17 protein-coding genes are annotated in these 18079 nt (G+C 56.5%); 10 read left to right on the top strand and 7 right to left on the bottom strand.

Going from position 1 to position 18079, the window contains the following annotated elements; genetic code table 11:
• Window positions 1-5: 5 nt before the first annotated feature.
• Complete coding sequence (gene dctP / locus ABJZ52_RS07550; protein ID WP_348184485.1) at window positions 6-1010, bottom strand: TRAP transporter substrate-binding protein DctP; 1005 nt, start codon at window positions 1008-1010, stop codon at window positions 6-8.
• 265 nt (window positions 1011-1275) lie between these two features.
• Here dctP and ABJZ52_RS07555 point away from each other — a divergent pair, with 265 nt between their 5' ends.
• The 3 genes from ABJZ52_RS07555 (at window position 1276) to ABJZ52_RS07565 (ending at window position 3299) form a co-directional block, all read left to right on the top strand.
• Window positions 1276-2238, top strand: coding sequence for a 2-hydroxyacid dehydrogenase (locus ABJZ52_RS07555; protein WP_348184487.1), 963 nt, complete (start codon window positions 1276-1278; stop codon window positions 2236-2238).
• 132 nt (window positions 2239-2370) lie between these two features.
• Window positions 2371-2682 (top strand): hypothetical protein, encoded by a 312-nt coding sequence (locus ABJZ52_RS07560; protein ID WP_348184489.1) that lies wholly within the window; start codon window positions 2371-2373, stop codon window positions 2680-2682.
• Between the two features lie 50 nt (window positions 2683-2732).
• Window positions 2733-3299 (top strand): hypothetical protein, encoded by a 567-nt coding sequence (locus ABJZ52_RS07565; RefSeq protein ID WP_348184491.1) that lies wholly within the window; start codon window positions 2733-2735, stop codon window positions 3297-3299.
• 28 nt (window positions 3300-3327) lie between these two features.
• On the opposite strand, the gene ABJZ52_RS07570 is transcribed toward ABJZ52_RS07565, so the two are convergent.
• Complete coding sequence (locus ABJZ52_RS07570; protein ID WP_348184493.1) at window positions 3328-4509, bottom strand: pyridoxal phosphate-dependent aminotransferase; 1182 nt, start codon at window positions 4507-4509, stop codon at window positions 3328-3330.
• Between the two features lie 122 nt (window positions 4510-4631).
• Window positions 4632-5336, bottom strand: coding sequence for a spermidine synthase (locus ABJZ52_RS07575; RefSeq protein ID WP_348184784.1), 705 nt, complete (start codon window positions 5334-5336; stop codon window positions 4632-4634).
• A gap of 236 nt (window positions 5337-5572) precedes the next feature.
• Here ABJZ52_RS07575 and ABJZ52_RS07580 point away from each other — a divergent pair, with 236 nt between their 5' ends.
• The 6 genes from ABJZ52_RS07580 to ABJZ52_RS07605 all read left to right on the top strand — a co-directional run bounded on the left by ABJZ52_RS07580 (window position 5573) and on the right by ABJZ52_RS07605 (window position 11930).
• Window positions 5573-6574 carry a fatty acid desaturase gene (locus ABJZ52_RS07580; RefSeq protein ID WP_348184495.1) on the top strand — a complete coding sequence of 334 codons (1002 nt, stop codon included), beginning with the start codon at window positions 5573-5575 and terminating at the stop codon, window positions 6572-6574.
• 152 nt (window positions 6575-6726) lie between these two features.
• Window positions 6727-7794: a GTP-binding protein gene (locus ABJZ52_RS07585; protein ID WP_348184497.1), complete on the top strand. Its 1068-nt coding sequence runs from the start codon at window positions 6727-6729 to the stop codon at window positions 7792-7794.
• A 9-nt stretch (window positions 7795-7803) separates the two neighbouring features.
• Window positions 7804-8778 carry a WD40 repeat domain-containing protein gene (locus tag ABJZ52_RS07590; RefSeq protein ID WP_348184499.1) on the top strand — a complete coding sequence of 325 codons (975 nt, stop codon included), beginning with the start codon at window positions 7804-7806 and terminating at the stop codon, window positions 8776-8778.
• A 26-nt stretch (window positions 8779-8804) separates the two neighbouring features.
• Window positions 8805-9302, top strand: a complete 498-nt coding sequence (locus tag ABJZ52_RS07595; RefSeq protein WP_348184501.1) for a DUF2937 family protein — start codon at window positions 8805-8807, stop codon at window positions 9300-9302.
• 29 nt (window positions 9303-9331) lie between these two features.
• Window positions 9332-10924: a gamma-glutamyltransferase family protein gene (locus ABJZ52_RS07600; protein ID WP_348184503.1), complete on the top strand. Its 1593-nt coding sequence runs from the start codon at window positions 9332-9334 to the stop codon at window positions 10922-10924.
• Between the two features lie 91 nt (window positions 10925-11015).
• A complete protein-coding gene (locus ABJZ52_RS07605) occupies window positions 11016-11930 on the top strand; it encodes a LysR family transcriptional regulator (RefSeq protein WP_192109250.1) in 915 nt (304 codons plus the stop codon).
• 27 nt (window positions 11931-11957) lie between these two features.
• Here ABJZ52_RS07605 and ABJZ52_RS07610 read toward each other — a convergent pair whose 3' ends face one another.
• Window positions 11958-13025, bottom strand: coding sequence for a Glu/Leu/Phe/Val dehydrogenase dimerization domain-containing protein (locus ABJZ52_RS07610; protein WP_348184506.1), 1068 nt, complete (start codon window positions 13023-13025; stop codon window positions 11958-11960).
• A gap of 236 nt (window positions 13026-13261) precedes the next feature.
• Here ABJZ52_RS07610 and ABJZ52_RS07615 point away from each other — a divergent pair, with 236 nt between their 5' ends.
• Window positions 13262-15076 carry a DUF1007 family protein gene (locus tag ABJZ52_RS07615; protein ID WP_348184508.1) on the top strand — a complete coding sequence of 605 codons (1815 nt, stop codon included), beginning with the start codon at window positions 13262-13264 and terminating at the stop codon, window positions 15074-15076.
• A 16-nt stretch (window positions 15077-15092) separates the two neighbouring features.
• Here the strand turns inward: ABJZ52_RS07615 and ABJZ52_RS07620 are convergent, their stop codons facing one another.
• The 3 genes from ABJZ52_RS07620 to ABJZ52_RS07630 are packed head-to-tail and all read right to left on the bottom strand — an operon-like array spanning window position 15093 to window position 17935.
• Window positions 15093-15845, bottom strand: coding sequence for a gamma-glutamyl-gamma-aminobutyrate hydrolase family protein (locus ABJZ52_RS07620; RefSeq protein ID WP_348184510.1), 753 nt, complete (start codon window positions 15843-15845; stop codon window positions 15093-15095).
• A 60-nt stretch (window positions 15846-15905) separates the two neighbouring features.
• A complete protein-coding gene (locus ABJZ52_RS07625; RefSeq protein ID WP_348184512.1) occupies window positions 15906-16574 on the bottom strand; it encodes a response regulator transcription factor in 669 nt (222 codons plus the stop codon).
• A complete protein-coding gene (locus ABJZ52_RS07630; protein WP_348184514.1) occupies window positions 16571-17935 on the bottom strand; it encodes a cache domain-containing protein in 1365 nt (454 codons plus the stop codon). The genes ABJZ52_RS07625 and ABJZ52_RS07630 overlap by 4 nt, the downstream gene beginning before the upstream one ends.
• Window positions 17936-18079 lie beyond the last annotated feature (144 nt).

Genomic DNA, 18079 nt, shown 5'->3' on the forward strand with positions numbered 1-18079 from the left:
GAAGGTCAAAGACCTTGGGCGGCTTCAAGAACCTTGCCGCCGAGCTCGCCAGCCTTCTCACGATAGTTTTCGTAGACTGATTCAGAGACGGCCTTCCAGGCGGCGATTTCATCCGCGGTGGGCTTGTAGATCGTCATGCCGTTTTCTTTCGCCGCCTCATATGCGCTGGCTTCGATTTGGGACATGTTGTCACGAACATTCGCCTCCGCCTTGAGAGCTGCTGCCTCGATCAACGCCTTGTGGTCGTCCGAAAGTCCGTTCCAGAAGTCGGTGTTTACAACGACGATGAACTCGATGTCGGCATGATTGGTGACCGTGATTGTATCCATGACCTCCCAAAGCTTGCGCGATTTGACGCCGGATACACCTGTCATTCCGATGTCCACCGTGCCGCGCTGGTAGGCCAGGTACTGCTCAGAGCCCGAAATCAGGGTCGGCGCACCACCGGAAGCGGTTACGAAGTCGCCGAGTGTTTTGCCGAATACGCGTGCCTTTTTACCCTTCATGTCTTCAGGCGTTTTGACCGGACCGCCATTCGAAAGCATGATGGCACCGCCATAGGCTTGCCACCAGAGCACAGTCGAACCTGTGTCTTTTATGGCGTCATCCAGTGGACCTCGTACCGGAGAGCCCTTGGCAACCGCGGCCCGAACCTTCTCTTCGGTATCAAAGAGGAAGGGCTGGTAGAAAATGTCGACAGCGGGGATGTCGCCGACATAGCGCGTGAGCGATGCTACGCCCATCTCGATCGCGCCGGAGCCAACAGCTGCGGGAACTTCCTTGTCCTTGTAAAGCTGGGCGCTGTCATAGATCTCGACTTTGATCTCGCCGTTGGAAGTTGCTTCGACTTCTTCCTTGAACAAGCTGAGGTTTTGGCCAAGGTGGCTGGTGAGCGGCAGCTGCAACGAAATGCGCAAAGTCGTGTCCGCCGCAAGAGCGGAGGTGGACGCAATTCCGGCCATGAGTCCAGCAGCAAGGGCTGCGCCTGAGGCCCAGTTAAATGAAATCATGATTATTCCTCCCAGTTTTTATGCGTGTCAGATTGACCTATGGTGAGGGGCCGGTCAACACGTTCTAGAATTTACTGTTTTGGCCGCAGATGTTTGCTTTTTTCGACAAGGCGCCCTTGTGGTTGAAGGTGTTTTTCCGAATTTTATAGAAGCAAACATGTTGATCCGGAGACGATCTCCGTCATCCTCCGGTGCCCAAGGGCGTCTCCTGAAGGGCGCGATCATCACCCGAAATCAACCTCGATACATACGATTGGGAAAGCGAATGCAGAGACCAGACATCCTGATGCCAGCCCCCTTGCGCGCAATCGTTCCTGAGGGGCTCGAGAAAATCTCGACGCTGCACAAGACTTTTGAAGCAGCTGATCCCGAGGCTGCTATCGACGCAGTTGCCGACAAGATCAGGGGGCTTGCGGTTGGCGGCTTCAAGGTCGACCGGGCGCTGCTCGACCGGTTCCCCAATCTGGAAGTCATTTCGAACTTCGGAGTCGGCTACGACAGCATTGATGCGGTGTTGTGCGGCCAACGGGGCATCATGGTGACCAATACACCTGACGTTCTGAGTGATGAAGTTGCCGATACGGCCCTGGGCCTCATGATCATGACAGTGCGTGAGCTGTCCGCGGCTGAACGCTGGTTGCGCGCGGGGAATTGGAAGCCGGGACAAAACTATCCGCTCACCAAGGCAACCTTGCAGGGCCGAACTCTCGGGGTGTTCGGGCTTGGGCGGATCGGAAAGGCGATTGCTACCAGAGCCGAGGCTTTCGGGATGACGGTTCACTATCATGGCCGGACCAAGCAGGAAGATGTCTCCTATCCCTATCATGCGACGCTGAAGGGGCTTGCGGAAGCATGTGACACGTTGATGGTCGTTGCACCTGGTGGTGCCTCAACGCGGCATATGGTCAATGGCGAGATTTTGGAGGCCTTGGGACCGACTGGTATCCTGATTAATGTCGGTCGCGGAACTGTTGTTGATGAAGCAGCCCTCATTCATGCACTGCGCTCGGGTACGATCCTCTCGGCAGGTCTCGATGTGTTCGAAGATGAACCAAGCGTGCCCCAGGCACTGATCGAAATGGAAAATACTGTCCTGTTGCCGCATGTGGCGTCGGCCTCGGTGCATACGCGCGACGCCATGGGCCAACTGGTCGTCGATAATATGAGCAGCTGGTTCAGCTCCGGCAAGGTCCTCACGCCGGTTGCGGAGACGCCTCAGTCCACTTGAATTGTGTGGGAGCGTCTTTGACGAGGGAGCCGACCATATGGCCGGCTTTTCTTTTTGATCCTGGTTGATTCGGATCAACGTTGGCGGCGCTGTTCAAGGCTAGCGTGATGGAAAGATCAGGGAGCCAAAACGATGAGCGGTACTGGCAAGGCAATCGACATGGAAAAGGCATTGCTTGATCCATCGTCTGTTTTCGCATCTCCGGAAGAAGTCGCCGAGCGAAACGATTTGAGCGTTGAGCAAAGGATCGAAATCTTGCGGCGATGGTCCTACGATGCGGCGGAAGATGCGGTCGCGCTCGAGGAAGGTATGCCTGATGGCAACAGCGATTTACAGCATCGCGTCCTCACCGTCCTTGACCGGCTGACGGGCGGCCTTGATGTCGAAATGGTGGCATCCGGCAAGCATCATGGCTTGCGGCGTGAAGCGACCGAAAAGAAATAGCAGCCAAATCTGCGCTCAATCCAAACTCAGAAACACCCGAGGAAATGGTTATGGCAAAAAGCTCTGCCTATCAGTCAGCACGCGAAGCTGTTGGTCTCTTTCATAGCGCCGAAGAACTGCAGGCGGCAGTGGACGCCTTGCTGACCCACGGTTTTGATCGTGCGGATCTCAGCGTTCTCGCCAGCGAGGATGCTATTGGCAAGGCATTCGGGGATTCGCACATTCCGGTGCGCGACCTGGAAGACCGCCCGGACGTTCCGACGATGTCCTATGTGCCGAAAGAAACGATCGGCGATGCCGAGGGGGCGGTGCTTGGTGCTTTCATCTATGTTCCAGCACTCGCTGGAGCGGCGATGGTTGTCGCATCGGGCGGCGCACTTGCCGCAGCGATCGCGGCGGCCGCAATCGCTGGCGGTGTTGGCGCGAGCCTCGGCGCCATCGCAGCCTTGGTCATTGGCGAGACCTATGCCCTCCAGATCGAAGAGCACATCAGCGATGGTGGTTTGTTGCTCTGGGTGCGGGCGCGAGATGCCGCGCATGAAGAGCGAGCCGTTGCGATCTTCAAGGAAAATGGCGCCGCCGATGCGCATGTCCACGACTTGCCGTCACTGTCTTGACGATCGGCAGTGCTTTTTTCGCTGCGGTTCAGGCTTTTCTGTTCTGTGTCAGAAAGTCTTCCATACGCTTTAGGGCGCGCTGAATGTTCTCGGTCGAATTCGCATAGCTGAGGCGGATGTAACCTTCGCCCAGAATTCCGAAGTCCGGACCACCGATGATGGCAACGCCTGCCTCTTCGAGCAGGGCAGATGCAAGCTTCTTGGCTTTCCAGCCTGTCGCCTTGATGTTCGGGAAGGCATAGAATGCGCCCAGAGGCGTTCGGCAGCTGATGTTCGGCAGAGCGTTCAGGCCATCAACGACGACCTTTCTGCGGTTGTCGAATTCGGCGACCATGGAACGCACGTCATCCTGTGGCCCGGTCAAGGCCGCCAAGCCAGCAAATTGTGCGGGTGCATTGACGCAGGACCAGGCGTTGACCGCAAGCTTGCGGGCCTTGTCGATGAGCTGGTCCGGCCAAAGAGAGTAGCCCATCCGCCAACCTGTCATGGCGTATGTTTTCGACCAGCCGTCGAGCAGTATCAGGCGATCGCGAATCTCTTCGAAGCTAAGCAGAGACACGTGCTCGATGCCGTCATATGTCATCTGGGCGTAGATTTCGTCGGACATGATGGCGAGGTCGGGAAACGCTTCCAGTCCCTTGACCAGCTTTTCGATCTCGGCGCGTGGAGTCACGCCGCCAGTTGGGTTCGCGGGCGAATTCAGGATAAGGAGCCGCGTCTTGTCGGTGAGAAGCGAGAGGGTTTCTTCTGCCGAAAACGCAAAGTCATTTTCTTCACGGATCGGCACCGGAATCGGCGTTGCACCGGTAAATTCGATCATCGAGCGATAGATCGGAAAGCCGGGATCGGGATACAGGATCTCTACGCCGGGCTCGCCAAACATCAGGATCGCCATGAACATCGTGACCTTGCCACCCGGTACGATCAAGATGTTGTCCGGGTTGGTTTCCACGCCGATACGCTTGTGCAGATCCGCCGACACGGCTTCGCGTAAAGGCAGTATGCCTGTGGCAGGTGTATAGCCATGGTGCCCGTCGCGCAGCGCCTTGACCGCGGCTTCGACGATGTGTCCTGGCGTCTGAAAGTCCGGCTGGCCAATGCCGAGGTTTATGATGTCCCGGCCTTCAGAGGCGAGTTGCGTGGCGCGGGCCAGCACCGCAAAGGCGTTTTCTTCACCGATACGGTCAAATCCGGCAATCGTCTTGAGCATGGTTCCACCCGAATGATCTTGTCGCTTGTTCGATTGCTCACAGCTTTAGCCGAATTATCTGCCGCGTGAAAAGTGCCGCAGGCCTAAACTGTTTTTCCAAAGTCCCCTACAGGGCGTCAGCCTCAAAGCGTTGCGACGTAAACTGTGTTGGATTCCTTGACGTCATTCAATGGGCTGTCGAAGGACACAACATGGCTCTCGGCGTGCGCGAAAACACTTTTGAGAGCGGCTCCGAAGACGGGATCTGGCGCGTCGTTTGACCAGAGGGCAAAGACACCGTTTGGCTCGAGATGTGCCGCCAGTTTTCCTAGTCCCTCAGGCCGATAGAAGTCGAGATTCTTCGGATCCAGAACGTTGGTCGGGGAATGATCGATGTCTAGCAGGATGGCGTCAAACCTCTTGCCTGGCTCTTTGGCGTCGAACCCCTTTGATGATGCTGCGAGTTCAAAGAAATCTCCTTCAACGAAGTCGCAGCGGTCATCGGCCGTGAGGTGCTTTCCAAGCGGCAACAAACCCTCCTTGTGCCAGTCGATGACTGGTCCCAGGGCATCAATAACGGTCAACGAGGCGACGCGCTCATCATCGAGAGCGGTCTTTGCCGTGTATCCAAGGCCGAGGCCGCCAACAGCAACTTTGAGGTTTTCACCTTTGGCTGCGGCGAGGCCCATGCGGGAGAGTTCTTCCTCGGCGACGGTGAAACGGCTCGACATCAGATAGGCCTCGCCGAGGATGATTTCGTAGATGTCTTCGCCAGACGAGAGGTCGCGTCGGCGGCGCAGGCTAAGGGCGCCAATTGGCGTCGGACGGTAGTCCAGTTCTTCGAACATAGCGCTCAAGGGATGTCTTTCCTGTATGCGCAAATTGCGCGAAGTGGTTGATCCAGCATAGAGGACGGGGGCAGGGGCGCCAGAAAAACCCTTGCTCCATCTGCTACCATCATCAGAAATTATTCACTTCTACGACGCAAGGCTCGTTGACCTGAGGCCTCATGTCTGGCACGACCTTTCGCCAAGGGGAATAATCCCGAACAACAAGAAAACAACAATAACTGTCGGGACACCCATTGCTACAAGATCAGATCCAAGAGCTTGCGGCGCATTGCGCACGCTACCGCACTCCGAATGCCTGGCGCGCAGCCGGTCAGATAGTGACCACCCTGTTTCCGTTTCTCACGCTTTTTGCCGGCATGTATCTCAGTCTTGACTACAGCTATTGGATCACGCTGCTTCTTGCTGTTCCGACTGCCGGGCTTTTGATCCGCTTCTTTATCATTCAGCACGATTGCGGGCATGGATCTTTCTTCGCGTCCAAGACTGCCAATGACATCACGGGCCGCATCGTGAGTGTTCTGACGTTGACGCCCTACGCTTACTGGCGCCGGGCACACGCACTGCATCATGCTTGCTCTGCCAACCTTGATCGACGGGGCATTGGGGACATCAGTACTCTGACAGTTGAAGAATACCGGGCGCTGCCGCTGCTCAAACGGATCGGCTACCGCATATACCGGAATCCGTTCTTCCTGACGCTTGTTGGAGGCGTGTTGCACTTCCTCGTTATTCAGAGGCTGCCGTTTTCCGTGCAACGCCCCTCCTGGCAGATGACAAGCAGCGTTCTTGCTCTCAATTTCGCGATTTTGGTCGTCTATGGAACATTGATCTATGCGCTGGGCTGGGTTGATTTTCTCATGCTGTTCGCGCCGATCGTCTTTGTGTCGTCAGCGGTCGGTGTCTGGCTTTTCTTTATCCAGCATCAGTTCGAAGAGACGCATTGGTCGAAGGACGGCGAATGGGACCGCAAGACTGCAGCGATCCTTGGCTCTTCCTATTATGATCTTCCGCGTGTGCTTGACTGGTTCACGGGCAATATCGGCTTGCATCACATCCATCACCTGTGCAGCCAGATACCGAATTACCGGCTCCAGGAGTGCATGGCAGCGAAGCCGGAGCTGGCGAACATCAATCGCCTGACGGTGTGGGAAAGCCTGAAATGCGCCAACCTTGCGCTTTGGGATGAGAAGTCGAAGCGGCTGGTTTCCTTTTCTGGAGCCCTTGCTGCAGCGTGAGCTTTTTCCGGCGAGGGGCCTGAATACCGTTTGCTGCTGGAATTATAGGTTCCAGGACCCTCCCACTCGTGAGAAAACGTGCCTATATTCGGCAAGACTCGACGCCGGGCATCAGCTCGGCCACATCTGTTTTATCCGCTAGGGATTTCCCCATGTCTGCGCCTCAAGAGACGACCAACCAACAAATTCCTGTAACAGTGCTCACGGGCTACCTTGGTTCCGGCAAGACAACGCTCTTGAACCGGATCCTGACTGAAAGTCATGGCCAGAAATATGCCGTCATCGTCAATGAATTCGGCGAGATCGGCATCGATAATGACTTGCTCGTCGAATCCGATGAGGAAATTTTCGAGATGAACAACGGCTGCATCTGTTGCACCGTTCGCGGCGATCTGATCCGCACAGTTCAAAACCTGATGAAGCGCAAGGGTGCGTTCGACGCGATTATCGTTGAGACGACGGGCATTGCTGATCCTGCACCTGTTGCGCAAACCTTCTTCATGGATGATGACGTGCGGGCGGCCTCCAAGCTTGATGCAGTGGTAGCCGTCGTGGATGCGCGCCATGTGCTGCAGCGTCTGAAAGACACCGCGGAAGCTCAGGATCAGATTGCCTTTGCCGACGTGATCCTGCTTAACAAGACCGATCTTGTGACGAAAGACGAGCTTGCGGCGGTGGAAGCGCGTATCCGTTCAATCAATCCCTATGCTGTTTGCCATCACACGGAACGTTGTGCCGTAGACCTGAAAGCGGTTCTGGACCGTGGTGCATTCGATCTTGATCGTATTCTCTCGCTTGATCCCCAATTTCTGGAGGATGACGAGCATACCCATGACCATGATCACGGGCATGACCATGCCTGTTGCTCAAGTTGTGATCATGAAGACCATGCCCATGACCACCAGCATCATGATGATGGTCTGCACTCGGTCCAGAGCATTTCATTGAAGGCAGGTGACCTCGATCCGGAACTGTTTTTCCCCTGGATCAACCAGATCACGCAGGCGCATGGTCAGGATATTTTGAGGCTAAAGGGCATCATGGCGCTCAAGGATGACCCGCAGCGCTACGTCATTCAGGGTGTGCACATGATTGTCGAAGGCGATCATCAGCGTGACTGGAAAGACAATGAGCCGCGCGAAAGTCGGCTTGTCTTTATCGGGCGTGATCTCGACTGGGATCTGCTGAAGCAGAGCTTTGAAGCCTGCGCTGCGCAGTAGGGGATCAACGTGCCGACACTTGCTCCTGTTGATGTGGATGGTTTCGTCGTCCGCGCCGGCTTTTTGAACGGCGGACCGTTTTTTGCTCTTGGCGACGGCTCGCTCTGTTTCGCCGAAGGCGGCGAGCGACGGGTTCGGCCCCATAAAAACGGACTTCTTGCCGCGGAGAAGACGCTGGACGAAAAAGCCCTGGTGACTTCCGGAGATGACGGTTTGATCCAGAGGGTTGAGCTCGATGGAACGGTCTCGACACTGGCGGAACGACCGAGAAAGTGGATTGACCTTCTGGCATGCGGTCCGAACGGAGCTGTTGCCTTTGCTTCGGGGCGGACTGCATGGGTGCGGCTGGACGATGGCAAGGAAAACGAGTTTGCCCATGAACGCGCCGTCGGAGGTCTGGCCTTTGCGCCTAAAGGCCTGAAATTGGCGGTGGCCCGGTATGATGGGGCGACGATCTGGTGGGCCAGCGCCGGCGGGGTGGCGCAGGAGCTTTCCTGGAACGGCGCTCACCTGGGGATCAGTTTCTCGCCTGACGGAAAATACCTTGTTACGGCGATGCAGGAAAACGCGCTCCATGGTTGGCGTCTGAGTGACAATCAGGACATGCGGATGACGGGTTATCCGGCCAAGGTGAAGTCCTGGAGCTGGTCGCAGAAAGGACGCTACCTTGCGACGTCCGGTGCCAATGCGGCGATCTGCTGGCCGTTCTTCGGGAAGACCGGGCCAATGGGCCAGAACCCGCTGCAGCTTGGTACGCGAGGCGATAGTCTTGTTTCTGCCGTTGCCTGCCACCCGAAAGAAGACGTCGTGGCGGTCGGCTATATGGATGGCATGATCATGATGTGTCGGTTTGAAGACAATGCTGAAGTGCTGCTGCGTCGGCCCGGAAAGGCACCGGTGTCTTCCATGAGCTGGGACGTTGAAGGCGATCGACTCGTGTTTGGTTCCGAAGATAGCGAAGCCGGGATTATTGCTCTTCGGTAGGTTTCGCGAACTGGAGAGAGGCCGATATGACGAGAATGCTCATGTTGATCGTTGCAGTCATATGTGGAACAGCCACCTCGCAACTGCCTGAGTTCGCGCAACAATATCGTCAGCGTATTGGCGGCGCGATCGATGCGCTTCAGGAAGTCATGGCCGATTTCGAGGCCGATGCGAGCCAATTCGGGTTGACTGTTGACGAAGCGATCGTCCGCCTGAAGTCAGGCGCGGATGACTTTGCCCGCGAGCGCGGCGAAACCATGGAGCAGACGCGAGCCAGGCTTTCAAAGCTCGTCGATCAACGCGATGCATTGGCCACTAGCGGGCCCTTTGCCCGGCTGGCTGTGGTTTTGGAATCAATGGACCCTAAGCTGGCGCAGTCGACGGCAGAAGACTATGAACCTGCCTTGCCGGTCACCATGGAAGGAGCCGTCAGCGCCGGACTTGGCGGTGTGGCGGGGTTGCTTGGCGTCCGTTTCCTGGTTTCCCTTGTGAACATTGGCCGACGTCGTCGCCGCGTTTATTAGCATTCAAGACAGCGCATAAGGATTTCATCATGGATACGACCACTTCATCGGGCGGCATGGTGGTTGCCCCGCACAAGGCGGCAGCCGACGCGGGAGCTGATATTCTGGCCGAGGGGGGCTCTGCCATCGAGGCGATGATTGCCGCGGCATCGACCATTGCTGTTGTCTATCCGCATATGAATGCAATCGGCGGTGATGGTTTTTGGCTGATCGCGGAACCTGGCAAGGACCCCAAGGCGCTCATGGCCTGCGGCAGTGCCGGCTCTGGCGCGACGATTGAGGCCTACAACAAGGCTGGGCATGGCGTGATCCCGACGCGAGGACCTCTGGCGGCACTTACGGTCGCCGGAACCATTGGCGGCTGGGCCAAGGCCAAGGAGGCCGCCGAAGCAATTGGCGCTGGCAAGATCCCGAATACAGAGCTTTTGAGTGCTGCTATTCGCCATGCAAAGGAGGGGATCAGTGTTACGCGCAGCCAGGCCGCACTGACTTTGGAAAAACTCGCGGAGCTGAAAGATCAACCTGGTTTTGCAGACGTGTTCCTGGTTGATGGCGAGGTTCCTGACGAGGGCTCGCTGCTGAAACAGGCGCGGCTTGCCGATACGCTGCAACATCTGGCCCATGAGGGGTTTGATGAATTCTACCGTGGCGATGTCGGGGCGGCGATCGCAGATGATCTGGAGCGCATCGGGTCTCCGGTGACCAAGGGAGATCTTGAAAAATTCGAGGCGCGTTTCAAGGATGCCCTGAAGGTTGATCTCAAGTGCGGTACCGTTTTCAATGCGCCGCCTCCGACCCAGGGGCTTGCCTCACTGATCATCCTTGGGCTGTATGACCGTCTGAAGACAGATGGCCGTGAGGGCTTCGACCTGGTGCATGGTCTGGTCGAAGCGACAAAGCGGGCTTTCCTGGTGAGAGACCGTGTCGTCACAGACCCGTTGAGATTGCCCGAACCTCCCAGGACATTTCTGGCCGCAGACTGGCTCGATGAAGAGGCTGCCAGGATCGACATGCGCCGCGCTCTTGAATGGCCGCAGATCGCCAAGCCCGGCGACACGATCTGGATGGGCGCAGTCGACAAGAAAGGCGTGTCGGTCTCGTTCATACAGTCGATCTATTGGGAATTCGGCTCTGGATGCGTTCTGCCGAAAACAGGAATTACCTGGCAGAATCGCGGCGCCAGCTTTTCCCTCCGACCTGATGCACTGAATGCTTTGGAGCCAGGCCGGCAGCCGTTCCATACGTTGAACCCGGCAATGGCAAGGCTCAGCGATGGTCGCACAGTCACCTACGGCACGATGGGCGGAGAAGGACAGCCACAGACCCAGGCCGCGATTTTCACGCGTCATGTGCTGAATGGCATGCCGGTTGGCGAGGCAATTGACGCTCCCCGCTGGCTTTTGGGCCGGACATGGGGCGATGAAACGACGTCCTTGCGTCTCGAAGCGCGGTTTGATCCGGATCTTGTTCGGGACCTGGAAAAAGTCGGTCATGAGGTCGTTCAAATTGCAGATGATTACTCCGATACCATGGGGCACGCCGGCATGATTGTCCGCAATGCGAAAGGCGGCCTTGAAGGTGCGCACGATCCGCGCGCGGATGGCGGTGCGTCCATTGTCTGACCAAGGCGAAGAGCAAGGTCGCTTGCAAAGCTGATGGTTTTCGGGACACTTCTCGAAAGTTGGCAGTTTTTATCGTTGCTTCGGAGAGATCATGGACGCCATTACCCGCATGCGCTGCTTTATCCAGGTGGTCGACAGCAAGGGCTTCTCGGCGGCCGCCCGTGAAATGGGTCGGTCAAAGGCATTGGTCTCGAAATACATCGGCGAACTGGAGGATGAACTCGGTGCGCGTCTTCTGAACCGGACGACCCGGCAGGTGTCCCTGACCGAAGTCGGTGAGGTCTACTACAAGGAGACGACAGAGATCCTGCAGCGGATCGATGATCTTCAGGCGTCTGTCCAGTCTTCTCACCAGGCGATACGTGGTCGTCTGAAGGTGTCGGCGCCCCGCTCGATGGGTGACAGCCTGATCAATCGCGCGATGATGGAATTTCTCGTCGCAAATCCCGAAGTCAAAATGGACCTTCGCCTGGAGGATCGCTTTGTGGATCTCGTGGATGAGGGTTTCGATGTTGCGATCCGTGTCACCGACCTGGAAGATTCCAGCCTGATCGCGCGGAAAATTGCGCCCTTTCGCGCGGTCGTCTGTGCGACGAAGGAAGTGACGCAAAAATATGGTGTTCCAACGCAGCCGTCGGAACTGGCCTCACGGCCCTGCATTATCGACACGAATTACCGGCAAAAGCAGAACTGGAACTTCATTGTTGAGGGCCAGCGGATCGTCGTTCCGGTCAAGGGGCCCGTCGAAGTGAACAGCGCCTCTGCGGGGCGTGATGCAGCACTGTGTAACTTGGGATTTCTTCGAACCCCGTTGATGTTTGTGGCTGAAGATATTCAAAAAGGTCTGTTGACCACCGTGCTCGATGAATTTCAGCCGGACAACCTTGGCGTCTATGCAGTCTATCCGCACCGCCGGCATCTAACCGGCAAGGTGCGGGCGTTTGTGGATTTTCTGGTCGCGTGGTTCTCGGAGCGCAAAAAGGCAGGTGAGCCTTGCCCAGGTTAACAACGCCAATTGCCAACGGATGCGGGATCAGCGTCGCCGGTTGAGCCGTTCTTCGGCGATTTCGTCCGCGATCTGTTCAGGAGGGCGGTTGGCTTCTTCCGCACGGCTGAAGATTGCGCTCATCGTGTCGGCTATGGCGAGTGTCTTGGCGCGGACAGCCTGCTCTCCGCCACCTGGTGTCGCCAGGGCGATGGAAATCACGCCGCCAGCATTGATCGCGTAGTCCGGGGCGTAGAGGATCCCACGTTTTTTCAGTGCGACACCATCTTCTGGAGTCTGCAGTTGATTGTTGGATGCGCCGGCGACGATTTTTGCGCCGATCTCCAGCACCGTCTGCGCATTGAGGACGCCGCCGAGCGCGCACGGGGCGAAGATGTCGGCGTCGACCCTATGCGCATCCTCCGGCTCTACGGCTGTCGCATCAAAACAGCTGACCGCTCTTTCGACCGCAGGCTCATGGATGTCGGAAACGATGAGGCTTGCGCCTGCTTCATGCAGGTGTTTGCACAGATCGAAGCCAACGTGGCCCAGCCCTTGAACAGAAACACGCTTGCCGGTCAGATCGGTAGATCCAAAAACATGTCTCGCGGCGGCTTTCAGACCTTCAAACACACCGAGCGCCGTGAAAGGGGACGGGTCACCAAGCCCTGTCGCCCTGGTTCCGCGGACGTGACGCGTCTTCTCGGCGACGGCTTCCATGTCCTCGGGCGAGACGCCAACATCTTCGGCGGTGATATACGTCCCGGAGAGCCGCTCGACATGAGTGCCGAAAGCCTTCATCATTTCCGGCGTCTTGTCTTTTCGAGGGTCGGCAATGATCACCGCCTTGCCGCCGCCAAGGTCCAGGCCGGCCAGCGCATTTTTGTAAGTCATTCCTCGTGACAGGCGGAGCGCATCAGTCAGCGCTTCGGCCTTTGACGGGTAGGGCCAAATACGACAGCCTCCGAGAGCCGGCCCCAGGGTCGTATCATGCACAGCTATGATAGCGGTCAGGTCGCTTTCCCGGTCACGCGCGAACACCACGTTCTCGTGGTCATCAAACTCGTCGTGTTCAAATGCAGTCGGGACGGGTGACTTTGAAAACTGGACGTTCATGGTCGTTTCCCAAGGCTGTTGTTACTTGAGATGAATATGATCGAAATTTAGTGGTTTTTGCGTTCTGTTTTCCTTTTGCTCGCCTTATGTGAGAGGAAAACTTTCCAGTATCGCGTAGCTATCGGAAAAATCATGCGATAAATCATGAGTGACTATGGGTCGCCCAGGCCTTGATCCTGCCGCGTTCTCGGGGCACAGATCCCCTGTCATTCTTGCCGATCGATCGGAAACCTGCCTTGTCTGCTGCATCTATGGGCCTCACAGCTCGGATTTTCCTGGTTTTTTTAGCCCTTTTTTCCGCGAACGTTGCGGCTTTGGCCCATCCTCACGTCTTTGTGGAAGCGCGCACGCGGCTCGTCTTCGATGATGACGGCATTGCATCTGCGGTTCGCCACGTCTTTCGGTTTGACGATGCCTTTACGGCCTTTGCCATCCAGGGATTCGATACAAATGGCGACGGGTCTTTTTCCCGCGAAGAACTGGCCGAACTCGCTCAGGTGAATATCGAAAGCATGGCAGAGTTCGGGTACTTCACATTTGGAGATAACACCCGTATCGAATTCGATTTTGATCCGCCAGAGGACTATTGGCTGGAAGTTGCGACAGTTCCCCTTGAGGACTACTGGGCAATGAAGCCGGAAGACTTTGAAGCGATGGCGGAGGACGTCAAGCTTAACGGTACTGAAATGCCAGAAACCGTTCAGCTTCTGGAATTGAACTTTCTTCTGCCCCTGAAGGAAGGGTCTGATGCCGATCAGACGATCACGCTCGATGTCTATGATCCGACCTATTACGTCGATTTCCGCTTCGGTGCGGAGCCCGAGGCCACTGGCCTGGAAAATGCTCCGGGTAGCTGCAAGGTCGAGCGCAAAGAACCACCGGCACTGGATGATGCGACAGCGTTTGCTCTTGCGCAGATAGGCCCCGAACAGCGCAACCTTCCGCCGGAACTTCAGTCGGCAGCCGCCAGCCAGGTCAATCAGATGATCATCAATTGCTCTGCTGTGGGCTCTGGTGCCGCCAGCGACGGGAAAGCTGTTGTTGCTGAAGCTGGCGAGGCGGCGACTGCGAATGACGCCGTATCGACACCACCAGCGGAGCAGTTTGATGTCAGTCTTGCAGACCGCTGGTTTGGCACGATTGCTCGTCTCCAGCAGGAATTTTATCAAAAACTGATCAGCGCGATGCGGGCGTTTCGTTCCAATCCAAACGCTGGTTGGCTTTTGATTGGTCTGTCCTTTGCCTATGGGATTTTTCATGCGGCAGGCCCAGGCCATGGCAAGGCGATCATTTCTTCCTATGTGGTGGCCAACAACGAAACCTTGATGAAAGGCATAGCGCTTTCTTTCGTTTCAGCTTTTGCGCAAGCGGTGACAGCAGTTTTGTTGGTGGGTGTCGCAGCCGTCGTCCTGAAGCTTACATCGATTGCGATTCAGGACACGGCAAGATGGTTTGAGATCGGCTCCTATGCCCTGGTCACGGCGCTCGGCGGGTATCTTCTTTGGCAGAAGGCCTTGCTTCCCGTCTTCAGGCCGGGCCATGCGGCCCATGACCATCACTCGCACGACCATCATCATGCCCATGCCCATGCCCATGACCACGATGTTCATGGTCACCACGACCATAGTCACGCGCACCACGATCATGATCATCACATTGGTGATGACGGGGTCTGTTCGACCTGTGGTCACGCGCATGCGCCAACGCCGGAGATGCTGCAGGGACGCATGACACTCGGACGTGCCGCGTCAATTGTACTTGCAGTCGGTCTGCGTCCGTGCTCGGGAGCCTTGATCGTGCTTGTTTTCGCCTTGTCTCAATCGATGTTGGGGGTAGGTATCGCGGCTACATTCGCAATGGCGGTTGGCACGGGAATTACGGTTTCCATTCTTGCCGGTCTTGCAGTGGGCGCCAAAGGGCTTGCGGTTCGATTGTTCGGGGATGGATCCGTCATGGCAACGCGTGTGCACCGGACGATCGAGATCGCCGGTGCACTGACCGTTCTCTTGCTCGGCCTGTCGCTTCTGATTGCGGCAATAGGCTGGGGTTAATGCAGAACTGTGGTGCTCAGGTTCTCTGGCCGGCGTAAGCGCGGGCGGCGTCTCCAAATGCCTTGAACAGCTTTTGGGACGGCCCGTCGCTGGCAACCCAATACTCCGGATGCCATTGCGTGGCGACGACGTAGCCTTTTGCCCCTGTCACGGAAACAGCTTCGATCGTGTCGTCCTCGGCCATGGCCTCGATCTTCAGGCCTTTGCCAAGGCTTCCAAGCGCTTGACGATGGAGCGAATTGACATTGAATTTCGCATCACCAATCACCTTTTCAAGCTGACTGCCTGATTCAACATCGACCGTGTGAGCGATCCGGAACCGTTCATCCTGATGCTCGGAGGTTGGTGCGCGGTGATCAGAGCGGCCCGCCATTTCCTGAATTTCAGTCAGTAGTGTTCCGCCGAAGGCGACATTCAGCTCCTGCATGCCGCGGCAAATCGCGAAAACCGGGATGCCGCGTTCGACAGCCCGGCGCAGAAGCGGAAGGGTGGTTGAATCACGGGCCGCGTCATAGGGGCCGTTGGCTTCTGTCGCCTCCGCACCGTAGAGCTGTGGGTTGACGTTGGAGCGCGAGCCGGTTGCCAGCACGCCGTCCACGCGGTCGAGGGCTGCGTCGAGATCCACTTCTGCGCCGAGTGAGGGAAGAATGACAGGTATCGCGTCGGCGCCGCTCAAGGTCGCTTGCAAATAGGTGGAGGGTGCTGCGTGCCAATTGTAGCCATCGAGAGGTTTGACGTCGGCTGTGACAAGAATGAGCGGCTTTTTCATTTTCTGAGGGTCCGGCTGGATAGAGTATTTGTCTAATGCTTGGAAGGTGCCTGTCGGAAACTAATCGAGCAATTTGAGTTCCTGCGCGATCTTGTAGAGTTGGGCGGCGTTCTTGCTGCCTACCTTTTCTCTGAGATTGAGCCGGTGAGACTCCACCGTGCGAACACTGATGCCGAGATTGGCAGCGATTTCCTTGTTCGGCTGCCCCTCGGCGATACCTGACAGAACCTGTTTCTCACGGTCCGTCAATCCATAAGGGTCATTCACCTGGGCTGTCACATTGCCGCCGACGAGCGTCGGGCCGACAGCGGAAGAGAAATAGTAGCCGCCACTGGCCACACTGGTAATCGCCGTCAGCATCTCTTTCGCCGAAATGTCCTTGAGAATATATCCCCTCGCGCCTGCCTGTACGACGCCGCGGACATATTCCGGATTGTCGTAGATCGAAAGCACCAGAATGCTGGTTTCGGGAAAACGCTTTCTGATCTCGTTGGCCGCATCCAGTCCGTTCATGATAGGCATGGAGACGTCCATCAAAATGATGTCTGGTCGAAGTGCTTCGACTTGTTCAACGGCTTCGCGTCCATTTGTGGCCTCGCCGACGACTTCAAGCGTTTCCGTCTGGGCAAGGCGCGCACGAATGCCATCTCGTACGAGTTCATGGTCATCGGCCAGCAAAACGCGGATCGGGCGCATATGAAGAGTGTCGGTGATCTGCGCCATTTTCATGATACGGCTTGTTCCGAAGTCTTGTTGAGAGGCATCGTTACGCGGATGCGGGTGCCTCCTTCTGCCATGTTCTGAAGCTGGAGAAAACCATCGTGAGTTTCCATCCGCTCACGCATGTTTCTGATACCGAGACCACCGCCCTGCGGCAAGGGATGCGGCAGGCCGCAACCGTTGTCTTCAATTGCCAAACCAAGGGTGTGGTCGCCGACAGCCAGGGTTATGGAAACATGGGTTGCGCCGGAATGACGTGCGACATTGGTCATGGCCTCCTGAACGACACGGTAGAGGGCAGTCTTGGCGTTATCTGACAGGCGATCGTGCGTCCGTTCAGCGGACACATCGACTTTGATGCCCGAGTGCGTTTCAAATTCCTTGCCCAGGCTCACAAGTGCGGTTGCCAGACCCATGTCATCCAGAACGCTTGGCCGCAGGTCCCTTGAAATGCGACGGACCTCCGAAATGGCACCATCCAGAATCCGCATGCACTTATCGGCTTGGCTTCGCAGGTCTGGCGTCCGGCTGGCTTCAGACTGGATCATTTCGATGCCATATCGAACGGAAACCAGCAGCTGGGAAATACTGTCATGAAGTTCGGTGGAAACGCGTTTTCTTTCCTGCTCCTGTGCCTCGAAAATCCGATTGGTCAGCTCTTTAAGTTTGCTGTCGGCAAACCGCTGTTCGGAAAAGCGCACGCCTGCAATCAGCAGTCCTGCGATCACGATCGCAACCAGCGTGATCGCGAAGACGACGATAACAGTCTGCCGGATGGACTCCGAAAAGTCGGCACGTATGGCGGCAACCTCGCGGGCAATGTCATCGGTGTAAAGGCCGGTCCCCAACATCCAGTCCCACTTGTCCAGGATGATTGCAAAGGCGAGTTTTTCCTCCACCAGTCCGGTGCTGGGTTTGTGCCATACATATTCATGGAAGCCGCCGCCGTTTTGAGCGGTTTCGATCAGATTACGAATGACGAAATCGCCTTCAGGGTCCTGAAGATCCCACCATTTCTTGCCAACCAGGTGCGCAAGTTTCGGATGCACTAAATTTGTGCCGTCCAGCGAGTAGACGAAAAAGTAGCCATCCTCACCGAAGGTCATGTTGTGAAGGATCTGCTTCACGCTTTCCTGGGCAGCCTCGCGGCCGCCGGGTTCGCCCTCATAGATGCGTTCAATCGATGTCAGCGCAAGATTGAGGTAATTTCTGATTTCCTGTTGTTTTGTGGCGAGAATCCGCTGTTCTACAGAGTGTGTTTCAATCTCGATAAGGCGCCTGGCCTGGAAGTAGCTAACACTCCCGATCAGGATCGAAACAGTGATCAGCGGCAGGATCGTGATCAGCATCAATTTTGTCTTGAAGGTCACCTGAGCCTACCAATTATTTCGCGAGGCACGCACGTGGCGCAGGAGTCTTGTTGGTCATTCAGTAGTAATACTGAATTGATGCGCAAAACCACGAATAGCGCTTAACTCCCTGCATCACCTAGACATATCGTCAGATCGGTGCAA

It is taken from the genome of Roseibium sp. (assembly GCF_039982295.1).
Classification (GTDB): Bacteria; Pseudomonadota; Alphaproteobacteria; order Rhizobiales; family Stappiaceae; genus Roseibium.

Excerpts from the sequence above, each read along its gene's own strand:
- ABJZ52_RS07570 (WP_348184493.1), bottom strand. The coding sequence starts at position 4,509 with ATGCTCAAGACGATTGCCGGATTTGACCGTATCGGTGAAGAAAACGCC.
- ABJZ52_RS07585 (WP_348184497.1), top strand. The coding sequence starts at position 6,727 with ATGTCTGCGCCTCAAGAGACGACCAACCAACAAATTCCTGTAACAGTG.
- ABJZ52_RS07555 (WP_348184487.1), top strand. The coding sequence starts at position 1,276 with ATGCAGAGACCAGACATCCTGATGCCAGCCCCCTTGCGCGCAATCGTT.
- ABJZ52_RS07560 (WP_348184489.1), top strand. The coding sequence starts at position 2,371 with ATGAGCGGTACTGGCAAGGCAATCGACATGGAAAAGGCATTGCTTGAT.
- dctP (WP_348184485.1), bottom strand. The coding sequence starts at position 1,010 with ATGATTTCATTTAACTGGGCCTCAGGCGCAGCCCTTGCTGCTGGACTC.
- ABJZ52_RS07595 (WP_348184501.1), top strand. The coding sequence starts at position 8,805 with ATGACGAGAATGCTCATGTTGATCGTTGCAGTCATATGTGGAACAGCC.
- ABJZ52_RS07600 (WP_348184503.1), top strand. The coding sequence starts at position 9,332 with ATGGATACGACCACTTCATCGGGCGGCATGGTGGTTGCCCCGCACAAG.
- ABJZ52_RS07620 (WP_348184510.1), bottom strand. The coding sequence starts at position 15,845 with ATGAAAAAGCCGCTCATTCTTGTCACAGCCGACGTCAAACCTCTCGAT.
- ABJZ52_RS07605 (WP_192109250.1), top strand. The coding sequence starts at position 11,016 with ATGGACGCCATTACCCGCATGCGCTGCTTTATCCAGGTGGTCGACAGC.
- ABJZ52_RS07565 (WP_348184491.1), top strand. The coding sequence starts at position 2,733 with ATGGCAAAAAGCTCTGCCTATCAGTCAGCACGCGAAGCTGTTGGTCTC.
- ABJZ52_RS07575 (WP_348184784.1), bottom strand. The coding sequence starts at position 5,336 with ATGTTCGAAGAACTGGACTACCGTCCGACGCCAATTGGCGCCCTTAGC.
- ABJZ52_RS07625 (WP_348184512.1), bottom strand. The coding sequence starts at position 16,574 with ATGAAAATGGCGCAGATCACCGACACTCTTCATATGCGCCCGATCCGC.
- ABJZ52_RS07610 (WP_348184506.1), bottom strand. The coding sequence starts at position 13,025 with ATGAACGTCCAGTTTTCAAAGTCACCCGTCCCGACTGCATTTGAACAC.